The organism is Pseudomonas kulmbachensis, assembly GCF_963681935.1.
Classification (GTDB): domain Bacteria; phylum Pseudomonadota; class Gammaproteobacteria; order Pseudomonadales; family Pseudomonadaceae; genus Aquipseudomonas; species Aquipseudomonas kulmbachensis.
On sequence record NZ_OY817088.1, the window covers coordinates 3,722,109 to 3,742,200 of the forward strand.

Consider the following 20,092-nt stretch of genomic DNA (forward strand, 5'->3'; position numbering starts at 1 on the left):
AAAAGGCGCTGGCTGCCCGATCGAACCCCAACGCCTTTTCTATCAAGCGTTAAGACGCTCTTGTGCAAGGCTGTCGGCAATGCTCGTGGTGTTGCGATCCTGTGCCTTGGCCCTCTGGAAGATCTGGCGCAAAGTCTCACCAATGCCTTCTACGTGCTGGCGAACCTGTTCGGGCGTGCCGCCGTTGTACTCGTAGGACACGTCAATAATGCCGCCTGCATTGATTGCATAGTCTGGGGCATGCAAGCAGCCACGACGCCACAACTCATCGGCATGAGAGGCTTTGGCCAATTGGTTATTCGCCGCCCCGGCAATCACCGGGGCACGCAGTAACTGCAAGGTTTCATCATTGATGATGGCGCCCATCGCGCACGGTGAAAATACATCGACATCCAGCCCGTAAATATCTTGTGCACTGACCGCATGGGCGCCCAGTTCATCGACTGCGCGCCTGACGTTAGCGTCCTGAATATCGTGTACCCACAGTTCAGCACCCGCCTCTTTCAACTGCCGGGCAAGGTTGAAACCGACTTGCCCAAGGCCCTGAACGGCCACCCGCAAGCCTGCCAGGTCGCTGCGCCCCAGACGCTGCAAGACTGCCTCGCGCAAGCCGATAAACACGCCAAGGGCCGTCGCCGGTGACGGATCACCACTGCGCGTGCCTCCGCCCAGTTGCTCACGCGTGCCAGCCCCCACCACGTGGTGAGTGCGCTGGCCCATCAGGGCCATTTCGGCGACACCGGTGCCCGAGTCTGCAGCCGTGATGTAACGCCCGCCCATGCTCTCGACAAACCCGCCCATGGCCTGAAACAACGCTTCGCTCTTGTCTTTGCGCGGATCGCCAATGATCACCGCCTTGCCGCCGCCTAGCGGCAAGCCGGCCAGCGCCGATTTGTACGTCATGCCGCGAGACAGGCGCAGCACGTCGTTCAAGGCTTGCTGTTCGTCGGCATAGGGCCACATGCGGCAGCCACCCAAAGCAGGGCCAAGGCGCGTGTTGTGCACTGCAATAATGGCCTTGAGGCCAGTCGCTTTGTCGTGACAGAACTGGACTTGTTCGTGGTGATCGAATTCGGGATGAGCAAATATCGGCATTACATTCTCTCTCTTGTTCTTGGCCCTGGAAGCGTGTCAGACCGCAAAGTCAGTATCTGACCCGACGCATGGGTGCGCAGCCAAAGAGTGAAGGTTTTACCTAGGAATTTTCTTTCTAAATTGCAGGAAATGTTCTGCTAATCTGCATGTGTCATTCAAAAAAAATAAGAAATCAGATCAATTCATGCAGATTAAATTAAGCGCCATCGACCGCAAGATTCTCCGCCTGCTGCAACATAATGCCGACCTGTCTGCCGCCGAGGTGGCGGAACACGTGGAGTTGTCACAGTCGCCCTGCTGGCGACGGATCCATCGACTGCAAGAGGAAGGCTTGATCGAGCGCAAGGTCGCCCTGCTCAATCCGAAAAAACTCGGGCTCAATATCGTTGTTTTCGTCAATGTGCGGCTGTCAGGCCACGGGCGACGTCATTTGACGGAGTTTGAAGAGGCGATTACCGATTACCCCGAAGTGATCGAGTGCTACACGATGGCAGGCGATATGGACTACCTGCTGAAGGTGGTCACCCATGACATCGACAGTTATGAACGCTTTTTGCGCGATCACTTGCTGCAGAAGCCACACGTTCAGGAAGCCCACTCGAATATCGCCATGAGCGAGGTCAAGCGCACCACTGAGTTGCTGTTGGGCTAACAGTACAGGCCGCGGGATAGAAGCCTGGGCCAAGGAATGGAAAATTATTTTCCAGATAGCGCGGAAAAAACTTGCTTTGCAAATGATAATGATTACTATTGCATGCAGCTGGTCGCGAGATCAGTCGATAATTCAAAGGACCTTAGGTCGGTCTTTTGAATTAGCTCCTCATCAGGCTAATCACGGTTATTTGACCCGGCTTCTGGCCGGGTCTTTTTTTTGCGGCCAGTTTTCTGGCTCTGCGTGCTTCAGGCTAATGAAGTCTGGTGTGCGGTCGGTTTTTTTCGGTGACCGCTACGATGCTGGCGATGATAGCAAAAGAACATCGGGAAACGGAAGCCTGAAGTCCTGGACTATGGCCGTAATGGCAATTTAGCACTTGAGAATCACTCGCAAAAACACTAAAATCGTGCTGCGTCAAGGATGACGCCCCCCTTCGTATTCCCCTACATCTTATTGTCCAAAATTCCGTATTGGCCTATCGCCATAGCGATGTACAGTAACGCCCACAATCATCAGATTTTGGGATTTGGACCATGACCGTGGCGCCCTCTTCACTTCATATCAGCAGCGACTTCGACAGCGGCAACATTCAGGTGCTGGACGCCAGCAACCCGCTGCAGGTAAAGCTCGCCATCAAACCGGACACCAAGAGCCCGCACTTTCAGTGGTTCCACTTCAAGGCTGATGGCCTGACGCCGGGGCATACCCACCATTTTCAATTAAGCAATGCCAGCCAGTCTTCCTACAATAAAGCGTGGGAAGGCTATCAGGCCGTTGCCTCATACGATCACGAAAACTGGTTCCGGGTGCCGACTGAATTCGACGGCACAGCACTGAATTTTCAACTTGCAGCCGAACAACCTCAGGTCTGGTTTGCCTACTTCGAACCCTACAGCCGCGCACGCCATGATCAACTGATCAAGAACGCACTGCAGTGGTCAGGTTGCGAGTTGCTGGCCACCGGCAAAAGTGTTGAAGGTCGCGACATCCAGTTGCTGCGCAAAGGCAACGGCGCCAGCCACAAGCGCAAGATCTGGATCATCGCCCAGCAGCACCCCGGCGAGCATATGGCCGAATGGTTTATGGAAGGGATCTTCGAGCGTCTCGAACAAGGCAGCGACCCGCAAATGCGCAAGCTGCTGGATTTCGCTGACCTGTACCTGATCCCCAACATGAACCCCGATGGCGCGTTTCACGGGCACTTGCGTACCAACGCCAACGGCCAGGACCTGAACCGCGCCTGGCAAAACACCAGCCCGCAGGTCAGCCCGGAAGTATTTTTCGCCCTGGAGCAGATGGCTCACTACGGTGTCGACCTGTTTCTGGATATCCACGGCGACGAAGAAATCCCCTATATATTCACCGCCGGCTGTGAAGGCAATCCGGGCTACACCCCGCGGCTGGCGACCCTGGAGGAGCGCTTTCGCAGCCACCTTGGCGCGCTGACCAAGGACTTTCAGACCGTGCACGGCTACACCCGCGACGAGCCCGGGCAAGCCAATATGACCCTGGCCTGCAACAGCGTCGGCCAGCGCTTTGACTGTCTGTCGTTGACCCTGGAGATGCCATTCAAGGACAACAACGATGCACCGAACCCGCAGACTGGCTGGGATGGCAAACGTTCGAAGCAGTTGGCCAAGGATGTGCTGACCACCCTGTCGGCGATGGTCAAGGAGCTTCGCTAAAACCCCACGTCCAGCACCACGCTGTCGGTGTAGGCACCGGCTGGCGGCGTGGCCTGGTCGGTATAAATCTTGGCGTTGTAGTTGAATATCTGGCTGCCTGTGCCCAACCCGTTGCCGGGGTTGACCTCGGCAGTCGAACTCGCCCGCCGGGCACTGCCCACGCTGCCCCAGCGGGTAGTACCGGCACTTTGGAAAATATCGTAGGCCAAAAAGTTAGTGCCGAAAATCATCTGCCGCCGCCCGCCCACACTGACGGGATGCAGGCCATCACTCAAACCCACGGTGTAGGCACTGCCTTTGGTGCAGGCCACACTGATGGTCTGACTGACCGGGGTAAACCCGCTGATCACCGGCGCATTGCCAAAAGTAATAACGGGAGCGCTGATGGTGCAGTCGTTGGCCACCGTCATGGTTACGGTCAGGGTGCTGACCTTGTTGACCCCCGAGTCTGACCCAAGGCAAACGCCTAAAGCGCCCAAGCCGGTGCAGTAGTACCAGTCCCATCGCACACTCAGTGTTTCGGTGTAGATCCCTGCCGCGACATTATTGATCGAGGTCGTGAAGTACAAAGGAATAATACTCGGTGCCGTAGTGCCCAGCAGCCCGTTGCTGGCAAAGTCGAATGCCGTTCCACGGGTAATGGGATGAGTGCCATTAGTGCCCGCACTGATCGAGTAGGCAATCACATCTCCGGTAGGTCCTAGCATTCCACTCTGGGCCGAGGTGATCGTGGCCTTGAAGTAGGCGGTGCTGAATAGCGCGATCCCTCCGGGAGTGCAGGTGAGGCCAGCACTTGTTGAGGAAGTGTTTTGAGCCACGGTACGCACCAACGTTGAACTGATCGTTCCATAACCGGCCGGGCTGGCGACCGCCGCCGCAGTACAACCTGCCTCTACTTCGGACACAGCAAAGCAACACAATAGGCATAGCCCGATTGCACACTTCATTGGCACACCACCGGCTCGATCAAAGGCACCTGGTCCGCCTCCGGCACCAGTTCGAATTGTGCCTTGCACTGCTGGCCATCAGGCAGGATCACTTGCAGCGAGTTTTTTGCCACCAGGTTTTCCAGGTACACCAACCCGTCCCAGCCGACGACCGCACGCGAGCCATTTTGCTCATTCAATACCGCACTGCCCAACCCCAGGTTTTGCTGCTGGGCATTGACCAGACGCACGCTGGCAGCGGCCACCCGCTTTAATGGAAACTCCAGCAAGTAGCCACTTCCACGACGCACCGCCACCCGCTGCTCGACCGTAGGGCTGAGGACGTTGACCGGCAGGTTCAACGGATCTATTTCGTATTTTCCGCGATAGTAGGCACTGCTCCAGGGCACCAGCAGATGACCGTTTTTATCGGTATTGCCTACCCACTGGTTTTCATACAACACGCCAATATCGGAAAAATCCCCGGTACTGACTACGACAAAGGCGTCGTCAATACGGTTGGCCGCAAATACCTGATTGTCCATCCAGACCAGTGACCCACTGGCATCGCCCCAACGTGTTTGCTGAGCTGAAGTACCATAAACGCCTGCTTGCAGCTGCACCGACTGCATCCGCCAGGTCAGGTCGGCCTGGCGGTAGTCAGGTGTGTCGCCATGGGCATACCCCAGGTTGAAACCAACGCCCCCCTGCGTCGGGACCCCGCGACTGTAATTGACCCGTTGCTGGGTGGCGCCCGTGGTGCTGCGCTCGGTGCTGAAGCTCATGCTGGCGTTCAGATCAAACGGCACCACAATCTGCGCCTGCAGCGCCCAGTTACTGTCGCCAAACTGACGATTGGCCGAGACGTATACACTGCTGTTGAACCACAACGGCTTGCTCCAGCTCAGGTTAAGCAAGCGGGTACGCGAAGTATCGGCGGCCACCACATCAAAATACCCGGCGCCCAGACTGCCAAAGCGATCCAGGTTCAAGCTCAGGGTCAATTGCTCGCTACGCTGGCTGAGGCTGACGTAATCACTGTCGACTACCGAGAGATCGGCATAGTCGGAAAATCGTTGCAAACGCTGATAGGCAAGACTGAAACGTTGCGCGCTGTACTGGTAGCCCACGCTCAACTGGCGGCCATCGCGGCCATCGAACTGGCTTTGGCTCACGGCACTGTTGAGTACACCAAAGTTACCCAACTTGAGATTGCCCCCCATACCGCCCAAGGTCAGCGAGTCAGAGGCCTCAAGGTGACTTTCAAGGGTCAGGCTGTCGGTCAGGCCATAGCGCAGGCTACCCGACGTCACACCCGGGCCGTAGGCAAAGTTACGGACCCCATACTCCCTACGCACGCTGCCCGCCGACACCGAAAAATCACTCAGACCTTTTTGCAGTAAGGTACTGGTCACATAAAACGGCACGCTGGTAGAAACCTGCCGCCCCAGCGCGTCGGTGGTCACCACCACGGCCTCGCCTGCGCCGTTGATAAAGGGAATATTGGTCAGGGTATAAGGCCCAGGTTGCAAGTTTTCGCTGGAGGACTTGAAGCCATTTATGAACAGGTCGACTGAAGACGGAACCGCCGCCTCCCCGGAGAACTGCGGCAACGGATAGGTCACAAGATCAGGACGCACGCCAAAGTCTCGCGATAGCTGCACCCCACCCATGCGCACGGAACTGGTCCAGGGCAAGGCGCCGCTGATCAGGTCGCCCGCCTCGTAGGTGAGCATTCGCTCGTCATCGGAAAAGCGCCAGAGCGTGTCATAGCGGCGGTAGCCATTATCCATCTGGCTATCGGCGGTACCCACAATGCTTCGCCGGTATTGCCCGGTGTTTGACAGCGTGCCCCAACTGTCAAACAGCCGTATTTCATTCCAGGCGGCCAGATAAGTGCCAGCATCGTCTGTATCGTTCAGGTACAGGTCGTAGTTGAGCAAGCCGCCAAAGCTACTTACCGCCTCCGTGCGCGGGTAGCTTGAACGCCTGCCAAAGTGCTGCTCAGGCAGCCATTCGGGGGGTACGTCGAGCAACAGGCGCTGGCCCTGAATATCGTACTCACTGTGCAAACCAGGCACGCTGTCGAGTCCCACTTCCTCCGGGCTGGCTACTGGCAGGCGAATACCCGACTCCTTCAAATCGGCCGCTGGCAGATACAGTTGACCTGCACGCTGTTGCACGTGAACCAGGCGCCCGGTATTCATTTGATTAACCACCAATTCCAGATACAGCGATGCATCGGCGACCGCCTGTATATTGGCGGGCGGTGGCGGCAGTTCTGCTGCCTCACTGATTGGCACCGCCAGTGCACTGCACAAGCCGATGATGGCCAACATCAGTGCCCGGCTCACGTCCTCATCCCGTCCCTCAATGGCTGCTCCTTGCAAACGCTCACGCGGTTACATTCAACACCGCGCTACGTCATGCCGTTGTCAGGGGGACTTGCTAAAGGCCAATTGCGACTACTGAACCCTGCGTTTATTGACCTAAAGGCACCGCCTGCACCTTGGTCTGACCATTGACCCGTACTTGCAACGCATCGCCCTGGGCCAACGGCGCTGGCCAGCGCATCGTTGCACCCGGCAACACATAGCCCAGCAAACCATCTACCATCGATTGCGACTTGCCACCCGACTTGAGCACCGCCTCGGTCAGTCGCGCATGCACCGAGCCACGATTACGGATCTCGATATAGGGCTTGCCATCGACCTTGACGGTGCGACCGCTCAATTGCGGTAAGCCGATACCGGCAGCATCACGTGGGCGACTTGCATCCACCTTGCTCCACAGCCCGGCGCCATAAGCAAACAGCGGCACCGAGTAGCGCATTTGCAATCGAATCGTCGCCGCCGTCTTGGTGCTGTCATTCGCGGCAGGAGGCAGGGCCGAAGGGATTTCATCGATGATGATGCGGTAGGCATGCTCCTCGCCTGCGGGAAAAGACTTGGTCCGGGTCAAACGAATCAGCTGCTTTTGCCCAGGCCCGATAGTGGCCACCGGCGGGCTGCCAATCACATCACGCTGATTTTGATACTGATCGTCAAAGCCGTCCTGATTCCAGGCAAATACCCTTATCTGCATACTGGCAGGCTCATCTCCGCGGTTTTCCAACCACAAGGCACTGGCTTGCTGATCGGCTTCCAGTACCGGATCGATAGGCCAGATCAAAATCGAACTGGCTGCCAGAGCCTGCTGAGTAATCCCCAACGTCAGCAGGCAACAGGCCAAACCTTGAAGCGGCCGTAAAAATAAGTGCATAAACAAACTCCTGAGCCCTGGACTTCAATAAGACAATTGCACTTGCACCGTATCGCTATAGGCACCCGCCGGTTGATTACCCGGCAGTAGCACATAGCCAAAAATCGGCAGGCTGATTGCGTTGGCATTGGTATAAGGCACGTTGACCGACTGCGCGATGCCCAGGCTCTGGCTGTGTGCAGCGTCCTGAAATAACTGGTATGCCACCCGTGCACTGCCACTGCCGACCTGCAAATGACGCCCACTGGTGTTATGCAACCCGCCATCGACCTGCATGCTGACAGTCACCCCTGGCGTACACTGCAACGTAACGCCACCCACTAGGTTCACACTGACTGGCGAGGTGGACAACGCCGGATACGTACCGAAGTTCAGACTGCCGTAAGTGCCGCCGGTACTGGTAACCAGACACCCCGCCACGATGCCCGCGCCGACCTGAAACGTCGCAGTTGTTGCACCGTGCAAAACACCGCTGCACGAACACAGCAGCATCAGTGACGCTGCGCACGGCCAGCCCACAAAGGTTAAAAGGTCAGCGAAACGTTAATGACGTCCGTGTAGCTGCCCGCCGGAAGGCCGGTTTTACCCACCGCCTTGCCGTAAAGATTGATCGTCTGCGCTACGCCTGTACTGAGGCCGGGCGCGATGGTGCCGTTGATGGCTACCAAGGTGCTATGCCCTGTGTCGCTGTAAAGGTCATAGGGTACGAAGTGGCCATTACTGTCCGACAAGGCACGAGTGCCCCCCGTGGAGAGCCCATCGTGAGCACCCGCCCCCACCGTAATTACCGGCGACGTACCGGCCGAACACTGAATCGTCAAGGCCCCACCGCCACTGCCCAGCACTTGCCCGTCGGCCTCAGTGAAAAGCGAGGTCGTGGTACCGAAGCTCAAAGTCCCGAAATCCAGCCCGCTGGTGCCCGTTGCCCCGTTAACCAGGCAACTGGTAGTCAGCGTTAACGTGGCATTGATGACACCGGTTACCGTGGTGGCTGCCTGTACCTGACTTGTCGCCATCAAGCCCAGCAATGTGAAACCCAACGTTGATGTAAGTACGCGCATCTTGCACCCCACTCATATTTACCAATCCAACGTCACCCGCAGCGTGTCTCGATAGACACCCGCCGGGAGCGCATTGGGATTCGCCATCACCATGCCATACACCGGAATCGGTACTTGGCCACCACTCACCACCTTGAATCTGTGCTGTTGCCCAATACTGTAGCTATCGCTGCCAGCGGCATCGAAAAACAGATGATATGGAATCATGTGTCGCCCATTGCTCAATTGGCGCGTCGTGCCCTTAACGTGACTACCGCCATCGATGGAGACCGAAAAACCCTTCACCGAAGGGTTGCAGTCCACCGCCAGATTACTTTCGCTGCCCTCAAGCAATGCTTCAAACGGGGTGTTCCAGGTCGGGCCGTGGCTGCCAAAATCGAGCACGCCAATCTTGCCCAGGCTGTACTCATCGACACTGCCTCCACTGCTTACCTGACAACTGGCCAGGATCACCAAACGGGCTTGGATCTGCCCGCTGAGCATGGCTGCCTGCGCGTTTACGCCCAGCAAGACACAGGTCCCGAACAGGATTGAAATGCGCGCGGAGCCGGCCATATCCATACTCCTGTCGTTACCACGTGAGAGTGACTTTCAACAGGTCGGCATACAGCCCGACAGGAGGGATTAGCTGTAGAGGCTCGATCCGTCCATACAACGGCAAATCAACCGAGCCGCTGTCAGACACTGTGCCGCTGACAGGCACATTGACCAGTAACGGTATTTGCCGCGCCGGGTCACGAAACAGTCGATAAGGAATGGCCGGGCTGCCGGGCCCCAGGGTCAGATAACGAACATCGGCGTTGCCGCCGTGCTGGCCACCGTCGATTTGAAGTTGATAAGTCGTATCGGGATTACATTCCAAGCGGGGTAAACGTGGATTAATCAGTGCTGCACTCAAGGGTGCTGATGGGCCGTCCAGCCGCGATGTATGACCAAAATCAAGGATACCCAAGGAGTCGACACCCGCCTCGCGGGTTATGCCGACCAACTGGCAGCCTCGTTCGACGACGAGGCGAGTTTCCAGTTCGTACTGCGCAGTACCATGCACAGCCACTGAACAAGAAGCCAATAATGATTATCCCTGAACGATACCCCACGAGTTTTCCCTTTCATGGCGTGTTCTTATGCATGAAGGTTAGCAGCGTAGGATGATTCGTCCATGAGACAGCGGAATTAAACAGACACAGACCGTTCATCGTAGGCTGTGCGCAGAACCTCTGCGTGCTAGTACTCGGCCCCGACACAATTAGTCGTTATCATGCGCGACACTTTTTGCCCCACCCACGAGTGCCCAACCTGCTTATGGATACCCTCGCTAAACTGCGCGCCGGCCAATTGGCAGGCCTCAAACGCCTTGATCTGTCGTGCGGACTAACCGAGTTCCCGGTCGAGATTTTCCAGTTGGCCGAGTCCCTGGAAATTCTCAATCTGAGCGGCAACGCCTTAAGCAGCCTGCCCGACGACCTGCATCGTCTTACCCGTTTGCGTATCCTGTTTTGCTCGGACAACCAGTTCACCGAACTACCGGCAAGCCTGGGGCAGTGCGCACAGTTGAGCATGATCGGCTTCAAGGCCAACCGGATCGAAAGCGTGCCCGGTGCGGCGCTGCCTCCTCTGCTGCGTTGGCTGATCCTGACCGATAACCGCATCAGCCAATTGCCCGAAGAGCTGGGCCAGCGACCATTGCTGCAAAAGCTGATGCTGGCCGGTAACCGGCTACAGCATTTGCCTCAGAGCCTGGCTAACTGCGAGCGCCTGGAGTTGATCCGCCTGGCTGCCAACCAATTCACCGAGTTACCCTCAGACCTGCTGGCCTTGCCAGGTCTGAGCTGGCTGGCGTATGCCGGCAACCCGCTACGTGAAGATGCCAGCGCTCATCGCCAAGCCGATAACACGCCTGACATTGACTGGTCGCAGCTTGCGCTTGAACACAAGTTGGGCGAAGGCGCCTCCGGGATTATTTATCAAGCCCGGTGGAACGCCCCCGGCCAAGTAGCTCAGTCAGTGGCCGTCAAACTGTACAAAGGCAGCATCACCAGCGACGGCTCGCCGCTCAATGAAATGAACGCCTGTATCGCTGCGGGCCAGCATCCCAACCTGATCAAGGTGCTGGGGCGCGTCGTTGGCCATCCTGACAACCAGGCCGCTCTGGTCATGGAATTGATCGACCCGTCGTTTATCAACCTTGCGGCCCTGCCCAGTTTCGATACCTGTAGCCGCGATGTGTATGCCGACAGCACTCGCTTCACGTGTGACAGCGCCTTGCGCATCGCCCGTGGCATCGCCTCGGCGGCAGGCCACCTGCACGCTCAGGGCATCTGTCATGGCGACTTGTACGGGCACAACATTCTGTTCAACACCCAAGGCGAATGTTTACTGGGCGATTTTGGCGCAGCGTGCTTTCACGCCATCGATGACAGCCTGCACAGCCGGGCACTGCAGCGCATCGAGGTGCGGGCCTTCGGGATTTTGCTCGGGGAGTTGCTGGAGCGGATCGACTCAGGCCTGAGTGATCAACAGCGAGCTTCGCTGCAAGACCTGCAGCAGCGCTGTACCCAGCCGGATGTGCTGGCACGGCCGGATTTTGTACATATCAGCCAGGAACTGGCATAGAAATCTGTAGCCGCTGACGAGGAACGAAACTGCGAAAAGGGCTCAATATCCCGGGGTTGCGGAGCAACCCATCGCAGCCTCGCTACACTCCTCAGCGGCTACAGAGATACTTCAAGCAGGCTCGCTCCCACTGGGGCTTGACCTGGAACAGAGTATCTACAAAGGAGCATCGCTTCAGGTTCAGGCCAACGCTACAAACATGTCCTGCACGTCGTCCTGCTCTTCCAGCTTGGTCAGGAACTCCTGGACTTCGGCCATCTGTTCGTCCGTCAAACCGCTCACCGGGTTTTTCGGCTGATAGCCCAGCTTGGCCGACAACACGGTGAAGCCTTGCTCTGGCAGTGCCTTTTGCACGGAGTCGAGGTCAGTCGGCTCGGTGATGAACAAGGTCGTGCCTTCTTCTTCACCTTCTTCGAAATCCTGGGCACCCGCTTCAATCGCGGCCATTTCCGGATCTGCGTCCGGGGTATCAGGCTTGGCTTCGATCATGCCAACGTGGTTGAAATCCCATGCCACCGAACCCGAAGCACCCAATTGGCCCTTGCGGAACGCAACGCGGATTTCAGCCACGGTGCGGTTGATATTGTCAGTCAGGCACTCAATGATCAGCGGCACCTGATGGGGAGCAAAACCTTCATAAGTAACGCGATGGTATTGCACGGCCTCAGTGCCGATACCGGCACCCTTGTTGATCGCACGCTTGATGGTATCAGCCGGCATCGAGGCTTTTTTCGCCTGTTCATAGACCAGACGCAAGTGCGAGTTCATGTCCGGGTCGGCGCCGTTGCGAGCAGCAACCGTCAGTTCCTTGGCCAGCTTGCCAAAAATCTTGCCGCGGCTGTTGGCGGCGTCCGCTTTATGTTTAACCTTCCACTGTGCGCCCATTACTCACTCTCTCAATCTGGTGTGTCGCGGCCTATCGGCCGTCGAATGGGCGCAAGTTTATACGGCCAGAAGTCGGCAATCGACCAAAAAATCCAATCGGTGCCTGCTTATCCCTTATCAGCCTTGCCCGCCGCCGCTGCAAACCTGGCCAACCGCACATCCAAATGCCGGGGCCGATGGCCATGATCCTCGGCCCGCTCCTTGCGCCGAATTGCGTTACGCACCATCAGCGAGCCCAGGTAGCGAATCGGTTCGGGCGGAAAATACCCCAGCGGTCCGTTGACCAGCGGCGAACGCGTCCAGTCATTGCCCAGCCCCTGCACCAGCGACGCCAAAATCTGCCCCCCCATGTGGCACGGCCCCACCCCGCTGCCCGAATAGCCAAAGCCATAGAACACATTGCCATGGCTGCTCATCTGTCCGAAAAACGGCAAACCGGTGACCGAACGGTCCGAAGGCCCGTTCCAGGTAGCCTCCACACCCACCCCGGCAAATGCCGGGAAAAACTGCTGCAGGCTTTTAACCAGCAACCCGGCATAGGGCGAAGGCTGATCGAACACTGGCAACATGCGCCCGCCATAGGCAAAGGTATTTCCGCCCTTGCCCAGCATGATTCGCCCGTCTGGGGTGTTGTGGTAGTAGTGCACGAAAATTCGCGAATCGAGCACCGTGATACCGCTGGTCAGGCCGATCTCCTGCAGCAGGTCAGGACGTGGTTCAGTGATCAGCATATCGCTGGACACAATCGCCACACTGCGTTCGAACTGCGGGAATGCCCGGGCCATCCAGGCATTCATCGCCAGCACCACGCGATCGGCGCGAACACTCCCGGCGGGTGTACGAATCAGGGCTGGCACACCCTCCTCCAAACCGGTCATCGGGGTGTTTTCATACAGCCTCACCCCAAGCTGCAACGCGATCCTACGTAATCCTCGCACCAGCTTGCCCGGTTGCACGCTGGCCGCTGCCGGAGAAAACCAGCCCTCCACATGCTGAGCCGAACCGGCCCGGCGCTGTACCTCGTCAACTGGCAACTTGCTGAACGAATTGATCGCTTGTCGCTTCAGCGCCGCAATCACGCCGTCTGTCGAGCCGACCTGGGCCTGATTGGTCGCGGTATACAGCGTGCCATCAAGACGGTAATCAGCGTCTACCGCGTACTTTTCACAGAACGCACCAATCGCATAAATGCTGTGCTCCGAAGCCTTGACCAGACGTACCGCCTCCTCCACGCCAAACAAACGTTCCAGGGTGAAGTACTTGGCCGACCAGGACAACGCGCAGCCGCCATTGCGTCCGCTGGCGCCTGCGCCGCAAATGTCGGCCTCAATCAGCACCACATCCAGCTCGGGGTCTTGTTCCTTGAGCATGATTGCCGTCCACAACCCCGTGTAGCCGCCGCCCACGATGCAGACGCTGGCACGGGTCTCGCCCTCCAGCGCGGCACAAGGTTCGACATTTTCCAGGGCTAGCGCCTGCTCCAGCCAAAAAGGTCGCATGGATAATTCTCCCACTCAGGTGCGCAAGGGTTTGATCAGCAACGGATGATTGGGCACAAACGCGCAATGGGGTTTGAGCCCTGCAGGACGGCTGTTCCAGTGCGGAATCAGCACCAGAGAGGAAAACAGCGCGCAGCAGGCAAATACGATAAACACCGTGACCGTATCGAAATAGCCAGGCAGCAAACCGCCGAGAATCGCCCCGACCGAGCCGCAACCATTCACAAAACCCGCCGCGGTGGCGCCTGCTTTAGCGGTGCCGAAGTCAATGGCGGCAGCACCGCTGATCATTGAATCCGGCCCGTACAGGGTCAGCCCCATCACAAACAGCAAAGCCACCACCAGCACCACGCTGCCGGAATGCAAGGCTCCCATAAAGAACGCGAGTGAAATGGTCAGTGCCAGCAGACTCAAAATACAGGCTGGCATTCGTCGTGCGCCGAAGAGTTTGTCGGAAGCCAGACCAATCATGATCGGGCCCAGCAGCCCCGCCAGCTCAAAAGCGGTAGGGATGATCGCCGCACCGACCTTGCCCACATGCGGCATTTGTTCAAAGACGATGACCGGGCCCCACAACAGAATCGCGTAGCGTGCCGGTTTCAACATGAAATACGCCAGGCCCAAAGTCAGCACTGTGCGATTGCGCATGATCTCGCGCAGAGGCGCCCAGACACTGATACGTTTTTCGGCAGCAATCTCCTCAGCGCTCATTTCGGGCTCTGGCTCGACCGCTGGCAGGCCGACATCTTCAGGCTTGTTGCGCTGGAAGATAAAAAACAGCACCGCGACCACAGCCACCACCGCCGCACTGGAAATAAACGCCGCATGCCAGCTGCCAATCAACGTATACGCCCACCAACCGGCAAAGGGTGAAGCCACCAGCCCGCCAAAGGCGTAGCACGAACTCCACAACCCCAACACCCGACCGCGTTGCTCGGCAGGAAAGAAGCTGCCGATGTTTTTGCACAGGCCCGACCAGCCTGTCGATTGCGCCAGCCCCTGGATCAGCATGCAGGTGGCAAAAATCGGCAAGGTGGCGTAAGTGCCCATTACCAACGCCGCCAGTGCCGAGATGATCAAACCGCCCAGCACCACAACCCGCGGACCAAAGCGGTCGGCGAGGATGCCCCAGGTAAATTGTCCGACGGCATAAGCGGCCAGGTAGATACCGTCGAGGTTGGCCATGGCCATCTTGTCCAGATGGAAGTTTGGGTCTTCACCGATCCCCAGCTTGGCAACGGCAAACGCTTTGCGAGTGAAATAAAAGGCCGCATAGGCCAGCCAGGTGATAGCAAAAATCTGCACGCGCCAACGCTTGATGGTGGCAATGGACTTGTTCATGTCAGGTCTGACCTCAGAGGTGGGATGTGCCGGCAGAATCAGAAAAGAACGCCTGTTTTTTTATTGTGTTGAGCACTTCAATACCGCCCTTCAGACAAGGGCCGTATTTATCAGACACGCCATGAGCGCCCGTTTTTTATTGGGTTCAGGGTCGCTCAAGGGTGTGTCACGACCCACCGTTATCGAGGACATAACGGCGGGCTGAGGTCGATCAAAGCAATTACTGACTAATAGGTAAAATCGATTTATCGTATTTCACTCATAAGCTCAGCTTGTAAGAGGTTATCCGATGCCGGTTTCCCATGCGCAGTTGAAGGCCTTCCACGCAGTTGCTGTCCACGGCAGTTTCACTCGTGCCGCCGAACGGTTGTTTTTAAGCCAGCCAGCCATCTCCGATCAGGTCCGAAAGCTCGAAGAGCGTTTTGGGGTGTTGTTGTTCCACCGCAACAAACGCTCGGTGCGCCTGACCGACCTGGGTGAGCGCTTACTGAGCATCACCCAACGCCTGTTCGTGGTTCAGGCCGAGGCCCAGGAACTGCTGCAAGCTTCCCAGGCCCTGCAAACCGGCAGCCTGATTCTGGCTGTGGACGCGCCGGTTCACGTGTTACCGCAAATTGCCCGCTTCTGCGAACGCTACCCAGGAATCACCGTAAAAATCGAAACCGGCAACACCGATGAATCCCTGGCGCGCCTGTTCAACTATCAGGCGGACCTGGCCCTGCTCGGGCGCGACGTCAACGACGAAAGACTGCTGAGCGTACCCTTGCGCAGTGATCCGATGGTGGCGTTTGTCGCGCGCACCCACCCATGGGCCAGTCGCAGCTCCATCTGCCTGGCCGACCTGGATGATACGCCGCTGGTGCTGCGCGAAATGGGCTCCGTGACCCGGCAAACCCTTGAAGAAGAAATGAGCCAGGCGGGCCTGCGCATCCGCGCCGCGATCCAGGTGGAGGGCCGCGAAGCCGCACGCGAAGCGGTGGTGGTCGGAATTGGCGTGGGGGTCGTATCGGCAGCCGAGTTCGGTTCGGACTCGCGGGTCTGCGCCTTGCCAATCACCGACTGCAAGAGACGCCTGACCGAGACGCTGGTGTGCCTGAAAGAGCAGAGATCACGGCGGGTGGTAGCGACGTTTTTGGAGATTGTGCGGGAGAGTTTGTAAATCACGATCACTGAACCGTAGCAGTTGCCGAAGGAACGAGGCTACGTCCGGCGGCGAAGCCGTCGTAAAGTCAGCTCACTTGTTATTACAGAAAAAACGCGTACTACGAGTTTGTGATCGCTTCGCAATCGAACGTAGCCTCGTTGCTTCGGCAACTGCTACGGGTTTTATTCGCTCAAAACTTTTGGCGCCAACTCCATAAACGCCTTGATCAGCCGCAACTCGGCACGCCGCTCCATGCAACCCAGCATATGCAGATTGATCAGCCCCGCCCCGTTGATCGGCACTGCCCGTACACGGGGGTCATGGCTGACCTCTACCGACGACACAATCCCCACCCCCAGTTGCGCCGCGACGGCTTCGGTCACAGCTTCACGACTGTCCAGTTCCAGCAGCACTCGCGGGCTGACCCCGGCCTGCTCGCAAGCGCTATCGAAAGTGCGACGGGTAATCGAGGTCGGTTCGCGCAGCACCATGATCACCTGATCCAGTTGCGCAATCGCAATACCATCGGGCAGCGCCAACCACGGATGGTTGGCTGGCACCAACGCGCATATCCGTGACTCATCCAACGGGCGCAAGCTCAGCCCTTTACGTGGCTCAACTTCAGTCAGAACGGCGACATCGGCATGCTCCGACAACAACGCGGCCAGGGTTTCCTGAGCATTGCCCAGGCGCAAGTTCACGGTAATCCCCGGATAACGTGCCCGCAGACTCGCCAGCATCGGCATCACCAGATGCGGACCGTCGGCCGCCACCTCAAGCCTCCCGGTGAGCAGTTGCCGATTGGCTTCCAGCATGACCTGCGCTTCATCCACCAAGCCGAACATGGCACGGGTGATAGCCGCCAGCTTGATCCCTTCTTCGGTCAACTCCACACGCCGTGCCGTACGCCTGAGCAGGGTGATCTGGTAGTGCTCTTCAAGAGCCTTGATATGCCCGGTCACCGCTGGCTGGCTGATAAACAGCCGGGCCGCCGCCCGAGTAAAGCTGCCCTCACGGGCCACGGCGTCAAACGCACGGAGCTGGAACAAGTTCATAGCTATAAGCCTCACTGATGATTGGCATAACAACAAACAATTTGATTGATATCAACACAAACTGCAATTTATGCCGTGTATCCAGTAGCCATCCCAATGCTTGTGAGGAAACCAGAATGAGTACTGCCGCGCCGATCCTGCTGACCCCTGGCCCACTGACAACGTCGGCGCGTACACGCCAGGCGATGATGGTCGATTGGGGTTCCTGGGATGACAGCTTCAACCAGCTGACTGCCAGCCTTTGCGAGCAACTGCTGGCTATTCTCAATGGCGCTGACAGTCATTACTGCGTGCCTCTACAAGGCAGCGGCACATTTGCCGTCGAGGCAGCCATCGGCACACTCGTGCCACGAGACGGCAATGTGCTGGTACTGATCAACGGCGCCTATGGCAAACGCCTGGCTAAAATCTGTGAAGTGCTGGGGCGTCGCTTCAGCACCTTTGAAACCGCTGAAGATGAGCCCACCACCGCAACCGACGTCGACCGCCTGCTGCGCGCCGACCCGAGCATCACCCATGTGGCACTGATTCATTGCGAAACCAGTACCGGAATTCTTAATCCGCTGCCCGAAATTGCGGCGGTAATTGCCCAGCACGGAAAGCGTCTGATCATCGACGCCATGAGTTCCTTCGGCGCCCTGCCGGTCGATGCCCGGCAGGTTCCTTTTGACGCGCTGATCGCTGCTTCCGGCAAATGCCTGGAAGGTGTACCGGGCATGGGCTTTGTCTTTGCCCGAAAACAGGCGCTGGACAACGCTGCAGGCAACAGCCACTCACTGGCGATGGACCTGCACGATCAGCACGCTTATATGACCAAAACCGGGCAATGGCGCTTCACCCCGCCGACTCACGTGGTCGCCGCACTGCACGAAGCGCTGCTGCAATACAACGAAGAAGGCGGTTTGCCAGCACGGCACCAGCGTTATGCCAACAACTGCCAGGCACTGCTCGACGGCATGGCCAAATTGGGTATTCGCAGCTTCCTGCCCGAAGCCATTCAGGCGCCCATTATCGTCACCTTCCATGCCCCCAAAGACCCGCGCTACCAGTTCAAGGAGTTTTACGAACGCGTCAAGGCCAAGGGCTTCATCCTGTACCCAGGCAAATTGACCCAGGTCGAAACCTTCCGTGTGGGCTGTATCGGCCACGTCAATCAGGCCGAAATGCAAGCAGCGGTAAACGCAGTAGGCCAGGTACTAAAAGAGATGGAAGTTTTCGAAATCTGATGGTGTGGAAACAACCTAACTCACTTCGTGCGGCTCACCCGCTCATACAGGACTTACTGACATGAACTACACCAACCCAAGCAAGCTGCAAGCCGCCATTCTCGATTGGGCCGGCACCGTGGTCGATTTCGGCTCTTTCGCCCCAACCCAGATTTTTGTCGAAGCGTTTGCCGAATTCGACGTGCAGGTTTCCATCGAAGAAGCACGCGGCCCGATGGGCATGGGCAAGTGGGACCACATCCGCACCCTGTGTGATCAACCGCAAATCACCGAGCGCTACAAAAAAGCCTTTGGCCGCGCGCCGAGCGACGATGACGTAACTGCGATTTACCAGCGCTTTATGCCACTGCAAATCGAAAAAATCGCCGAGCACTCGGCATTGATCCCAGGCGCCCTGGAGACTATTGCCAAGCTGCGTGAGCAAGGCATTAAAATCGGTTCGTGTTCAGGTTACCCGGCGCAAGTAATGGCCAAAGTTGTTGAACTGGCGGCCACCAATGGCTACGTCGCCGACCATGTAGTGGCCACCGACGAAGTGCCTAATGGCCGCCCTTGGCCAGCCCAGGCTCTGGCCAACGTGATCGCGCTGGGCATTGATGACGTGGGCGCCTGCGTGAAGATCGACGATACCGTACCGGGCATCCTTGAAGGTCGCCGTGCAGGCATGTGGACTGTCGCGCTGGTATGTTCCGGCAACGCGCTGGGCCTGACCTACGCCCAATACCAGGCGCTGGACCCCGCGACACTGGACAGTGAGCGCACCCGCATCCACGCGCTGTTTGCAGGTTCACGCCCGCACTACCTGATCGACACCATCAGCGACCTGCCGGACGTGATTGCCGATATCAACCAGCGCCTGGCCAAGGGCGAGATGCCGCAGAGCAGCTGAGTGAGCTAAAAAAAAGCGGCAGCCCTGAATCAGGCCTGCCGCTTTTTTAGATCTATGGCTCAGAGCTTGTGATGCTGCTCAACCCACTTGGCGTACTCGTCGATAAACTTTTGCAAAAACGGTCGGGTTTTATCTGACAGCTTGCCGGACGCATCAAACGCATCCCCTGCTCCCCCCAGATAGGCCTCAGGTTGCTGCATGCATGGCACATTGAGGAACACCAGCGACTGGCGCAAATGGTGGTTAGCCCCGAAGCCACCGATGGCCCCTGGCGAAACGCTGATCACCGCGCCCGGCTTGGCATTGAATACACTTTGACCATATGGACGCGAGCCGACATCGATGGCGTTTTTCAGCACGCCAGGTACCGAGCGGTTGTACTCTGGAGTCACGAACAACACGGCATCGGCCGGGCGTATCTGATCGCGGAAGATGGTGTATGGCGCAGGTGGCTGTGTGGCATCAATGTCTTCGTTATACAGCGCCAGATCACCAATTTCGACAATGAACAGTTTAAGGCTGGCCGGGGCCAACTCTGCCAGAGCCTGGGCCACTTTTCGGTTGAGTGAATCCTTCCTCAAACTGCCAACCAACACTGCAACGCTGTAGACCTTGCTCATAGAAAACCCCGAGTCTGTGGCTGTAAGAAGATTAGTTATAGATGATCGGACGCCTTTCTTGCACCCCAGTTCACCCTATCGGCCTGCAAGCCTGTAAAGTAGGCGGACTATTTTTTAAACATTGTTAAACTTCCCCT

At 57.6% G+C, this 20,092-nt stretch carries 19 protein-coding genes; 6 read left to right on the forward strand and 13 right to left on the reverse strand.

From position 1 onward, the window contains the following. Nucleotides 1-42: 42 nt before the first annotated feature. A complete protein-coding gene (locus tag U5A05_RS17235) occupies nucleotides 43-1,095 on the reverse strand; it encodes a Glu/Leu/Phe/Val dehydrogenase dimerization domain-containing protein (RefSeq protein ID WP_261739127.1) in 1,053 nt (350 codons plus the stop codon). Nucleotides 1,096-1,279: 184 nt separating this feature from the next. Between U5A05_RS17235 and U5A05_RS17240 the strand changes: the two genes are divergently transcribed. Both U5A05_RS17240 and U5A05_RS17245 read left to right on the forward strand, forming a co-directional pair. Then, a complete protein-coding gene (locus U5A05_RS17240) occupies nucleotides 1,280-1,747 on the forward strand; it encodes an Lrp/AsnC family transcriptional regulator (RefSeq protein WP_261739128.1) in 468 nt (155 codons plus the stop codon). Nucleotides 1,748-2,283: 536 nt separating this feature from the next. Continuing rightward, on the forward strand, nucleotides 2,284-3,435 hold the full coding sequence (locus tag U5A05_RS17245) for a M14 family metallopeptidase (protein ID WP_261739129.1): 1,152 nt from the start codon (nucleotides 2,284-2,286) through the stop codon (nucleotides 3,433-3,435). Here the strand turns inward: U5A05_RS17245 and U5A05_RS17250 are convergent. The 7 genes from U5A05_RS17250 to U5A05_RS17280 form a co-directional block, all read right to left on the reverse strand. Further along, entirely contained in the window at nucleotides 3,432-4,382 is a 951-nt protein-coding gene (locus tag U5A05_RS17250; protein ID WP_321834077.1) for a Csu type fimbrial protein, read from the reverse strand. The two genes, U5A05_RS17245 and U5A05_RS17250, sit on opposite strands and share 4 nt — an antisense overlap. After that, a complete protein-coding gene (locus U5A05_RS17255; protein ID WP_321836529.1) occupies nucleotides 4,379-6,700 on the reverse strand; it encodes a fimbria/pilus outer membrane usher protein in 2,322 nt (773 codons plus the stop codon). Before U5A05_RS17255 ends, U5A05_RS17250 begins: the two co-directional genes overlap by 4 nt. A gap of 142 nt (nucleotides 6,701-6,842) precedes the next feature. Further along, nucleotides 6,843-7,622 carry a fimbrial biogenesis chaperone gene (locus tag U5A05_RS17260; RefSeq protein WP_261739131.1) on the reverse strand — a complete coding sequence of 260 codons (780 nt, stop codon included), beginning with the start codon at nucleotides 7,620-7,622 and terminating at the stop codon, nucleotides 6,843-6,845. Between the two features lie 24 nt (nucleotides 7,623-7,646). Further along, the gene (locus tag U5A05_RS17265; protein ID WP_321834079.1) at nucleotides 7,647-8,114 is read right to left on the reverse strand and encodes a Csu type fimbrial protein; all 468 of its coding nucleotides are present in this window, start codon (nucleotides 8,112-8,114) and stop codon (nucleotides 7,647-7,649) included. Nucleotides 8,115-8,146: 32 nt separating this feature from the next. After that, nucleotides 8,147-8,683, reverse strand: a complete 537-nt coding sequence (locus U5A05_RS17270; protein ID WP_261739133.1) for a Csu type fimbrial protein — start codon at nucleotides 8,681-8,683, stop codon at nucleotides 8,147-8,149. Nucleotides 8,684-8,701: 18 nt separating this feature from the next. Further along, nucleotides 8,702-9,238: a Csu type fimbrial protein gene (locus U5A05_RS17275; RefSeq protein ID WP_261739134.1), complete on the reverse strand. Its 537-nt coding sequence runs from the start codon at nucleotides 9,236-9,238 to the stop codon at nucleotides 8,702-8,704. Between the two features lie 16 nt (nucleotides 9,239-9,254). Beyond that, nucleotides 9,255-9,752, reverse strand: a complete 498-nt coding sequence (locus tag U5A05_RS17280; protein ID WP_321834083.1) for a Csu type fimbrial protein — start codon at nucleotides 9,750-9,752, stop codon at nucleotides 9,255-9,257. A 233-nt stretch (nucleotides 9,753-9,985) separates the two neighbouring features. Between U5A05_RS17280 and U5A05_RS17285 the strand changes: the two genes are divergently transcribed. Beyond that, a complete protein-coding gene (locus tag U5A05_RS17285) occupies nucleotides 9,986-11,296 on the forward strand; it encodes a protein kinase (protein ID WP_321834084.1) in 1,311 nt (436 codons plus the stop codon). A gap of 180 nt (nucleotides 11,297-11,476) precedes the next feature. Here U5A05_RS17285 and U5A05_RS17290 read toward each other — a convergent pair whose 3' ends face one another. The 3 genes from U5A05_RS17290 to U5A05_RS17300 form a co-directional block, all read right to left on the reverse strand. Beyond that, nucleotides 11,477-12,181, reverse strand: a complete 705-nt coding sequence (locus tag U5A05_RS17290) for a YebC/PmpR family DNA-binding transcriptional regulator (protein ID WP_261739137.1) — start codon at nucleotides 12,179-12,181, stop codon at nucleotides 11,477-11,479. A 107-nt stretch (nucleotides 12,182-12,288) separates the two neighbouring features. Then, nucleotides 12,289-13,680: an FAD-dependent oxidoreductase gene (locus U5A05_RS17295; RefSeq protein ID WP_321834088.1), complete on the reverse strand. Its 1,392-nt coding sequence runs from the start codon at nucleotides 13,678-13,680 to the stop codon at nucleotides 12,289-12,291. Between the two features lie 15 nt (nucleotides 13,681-13,695). Further along, entirely contained in the window at nucleotides 13,696-15,021 is a 1,326-nt protein-coding gene (locus U5A05_RS17300; RefSeq protein WP_261739139.1) for an MFS transporter, read from the reverse strand. A gap of 289 nt (nucleotides 15,022-15,310) precedes the next feature. On the opposite strand from U5A05_RS17300, the gene U5A05_RS17305 reads away from it, so the two are divergent. Beyond that, nucleotides 15,311-16,180: a LysR family transcriptional regulator gene (locus U5A05_RS17305; RefSeq protein ID WP_321834090.1), complete on the forward strand. Its 870-nt coding sequence runs from the start codon at nucleotides 15,311-15,313 to the stop codon at nucleotides 16,178-16,180. A 167-nt stretch (nucleotides 16,181-16,347) separates the two neighbouring features. On the opposite strand, the gene U5A05_RS17310 is transcribed toward U5A05_RS17305, so the two are convergent. After that, nucleotides 16,348-17,220 carry a LysR substrate-binding domain-containing protein gene (locus tag U5A05_RS17310; protein WP_321834092.1) on the reverse strand — a complete coding sequence of 291 codons (873 nt, stop codon included), beginning with the start codon at nucleotides 17,218-17,220 and terminating at the stop codon, nucleotides 16,348-16,350. A 116-nt stretch (nucleotides 17,221-17,336) separates the two neighbouring features. Between U5A05_RS17310 and U5A05_RS17315 the strand changes: the two genes are divergently transcribed. Both U5A05_RS17315 and phnX read left to right on the forward strand, forming a co-directional pair. Next, on the forward strand, nucleotides 17,337-18,446 hold the full coding sequence (locus U5A05_RS17315) for a 2-aminoethylphosphonate--pyruvate transaminase (protein ID WP_321834095.1): 1,110 nt from the start codon (nucleotides 17,337-17,339) through the stop codon (nucleotides 18,444-18,446). Between the two features lie 61 nt (nucleotides 18,447-18,507). After that, the gene (gene phnX, locus U5A05_RS17320) at nucleotides 18,508-19,335 is read left to right on the forward strand and encodes a phosphonoacetaldehyde hydrolase (protein ID WP_261739143.1); all 828 of its coding nucleotides are present in this window, start codon (nucleotides 18,508-18,510) and stop codon (nucleotides 19,333-19,335) included. A 59-nt stretch (nucleotides 19,336-19,394) separates the two neighbouring features. Here phnX and U5A05_RS17325 read toward each other — a convergent pair whose 3' ends face one another. Beyond that, a complete protein-coding gene (locus U5A05_RS17325) occupies nucleotides 19,395-19,955 on the reverse strand; it encodes an NADPH-dependent FMN reductase (RefSeq protein ID WP_261739144.1) in 561 nt (186 codons plus the stop codon). Nucleotides 19,956-20,092: the final 137 nt, after the last annotated feature.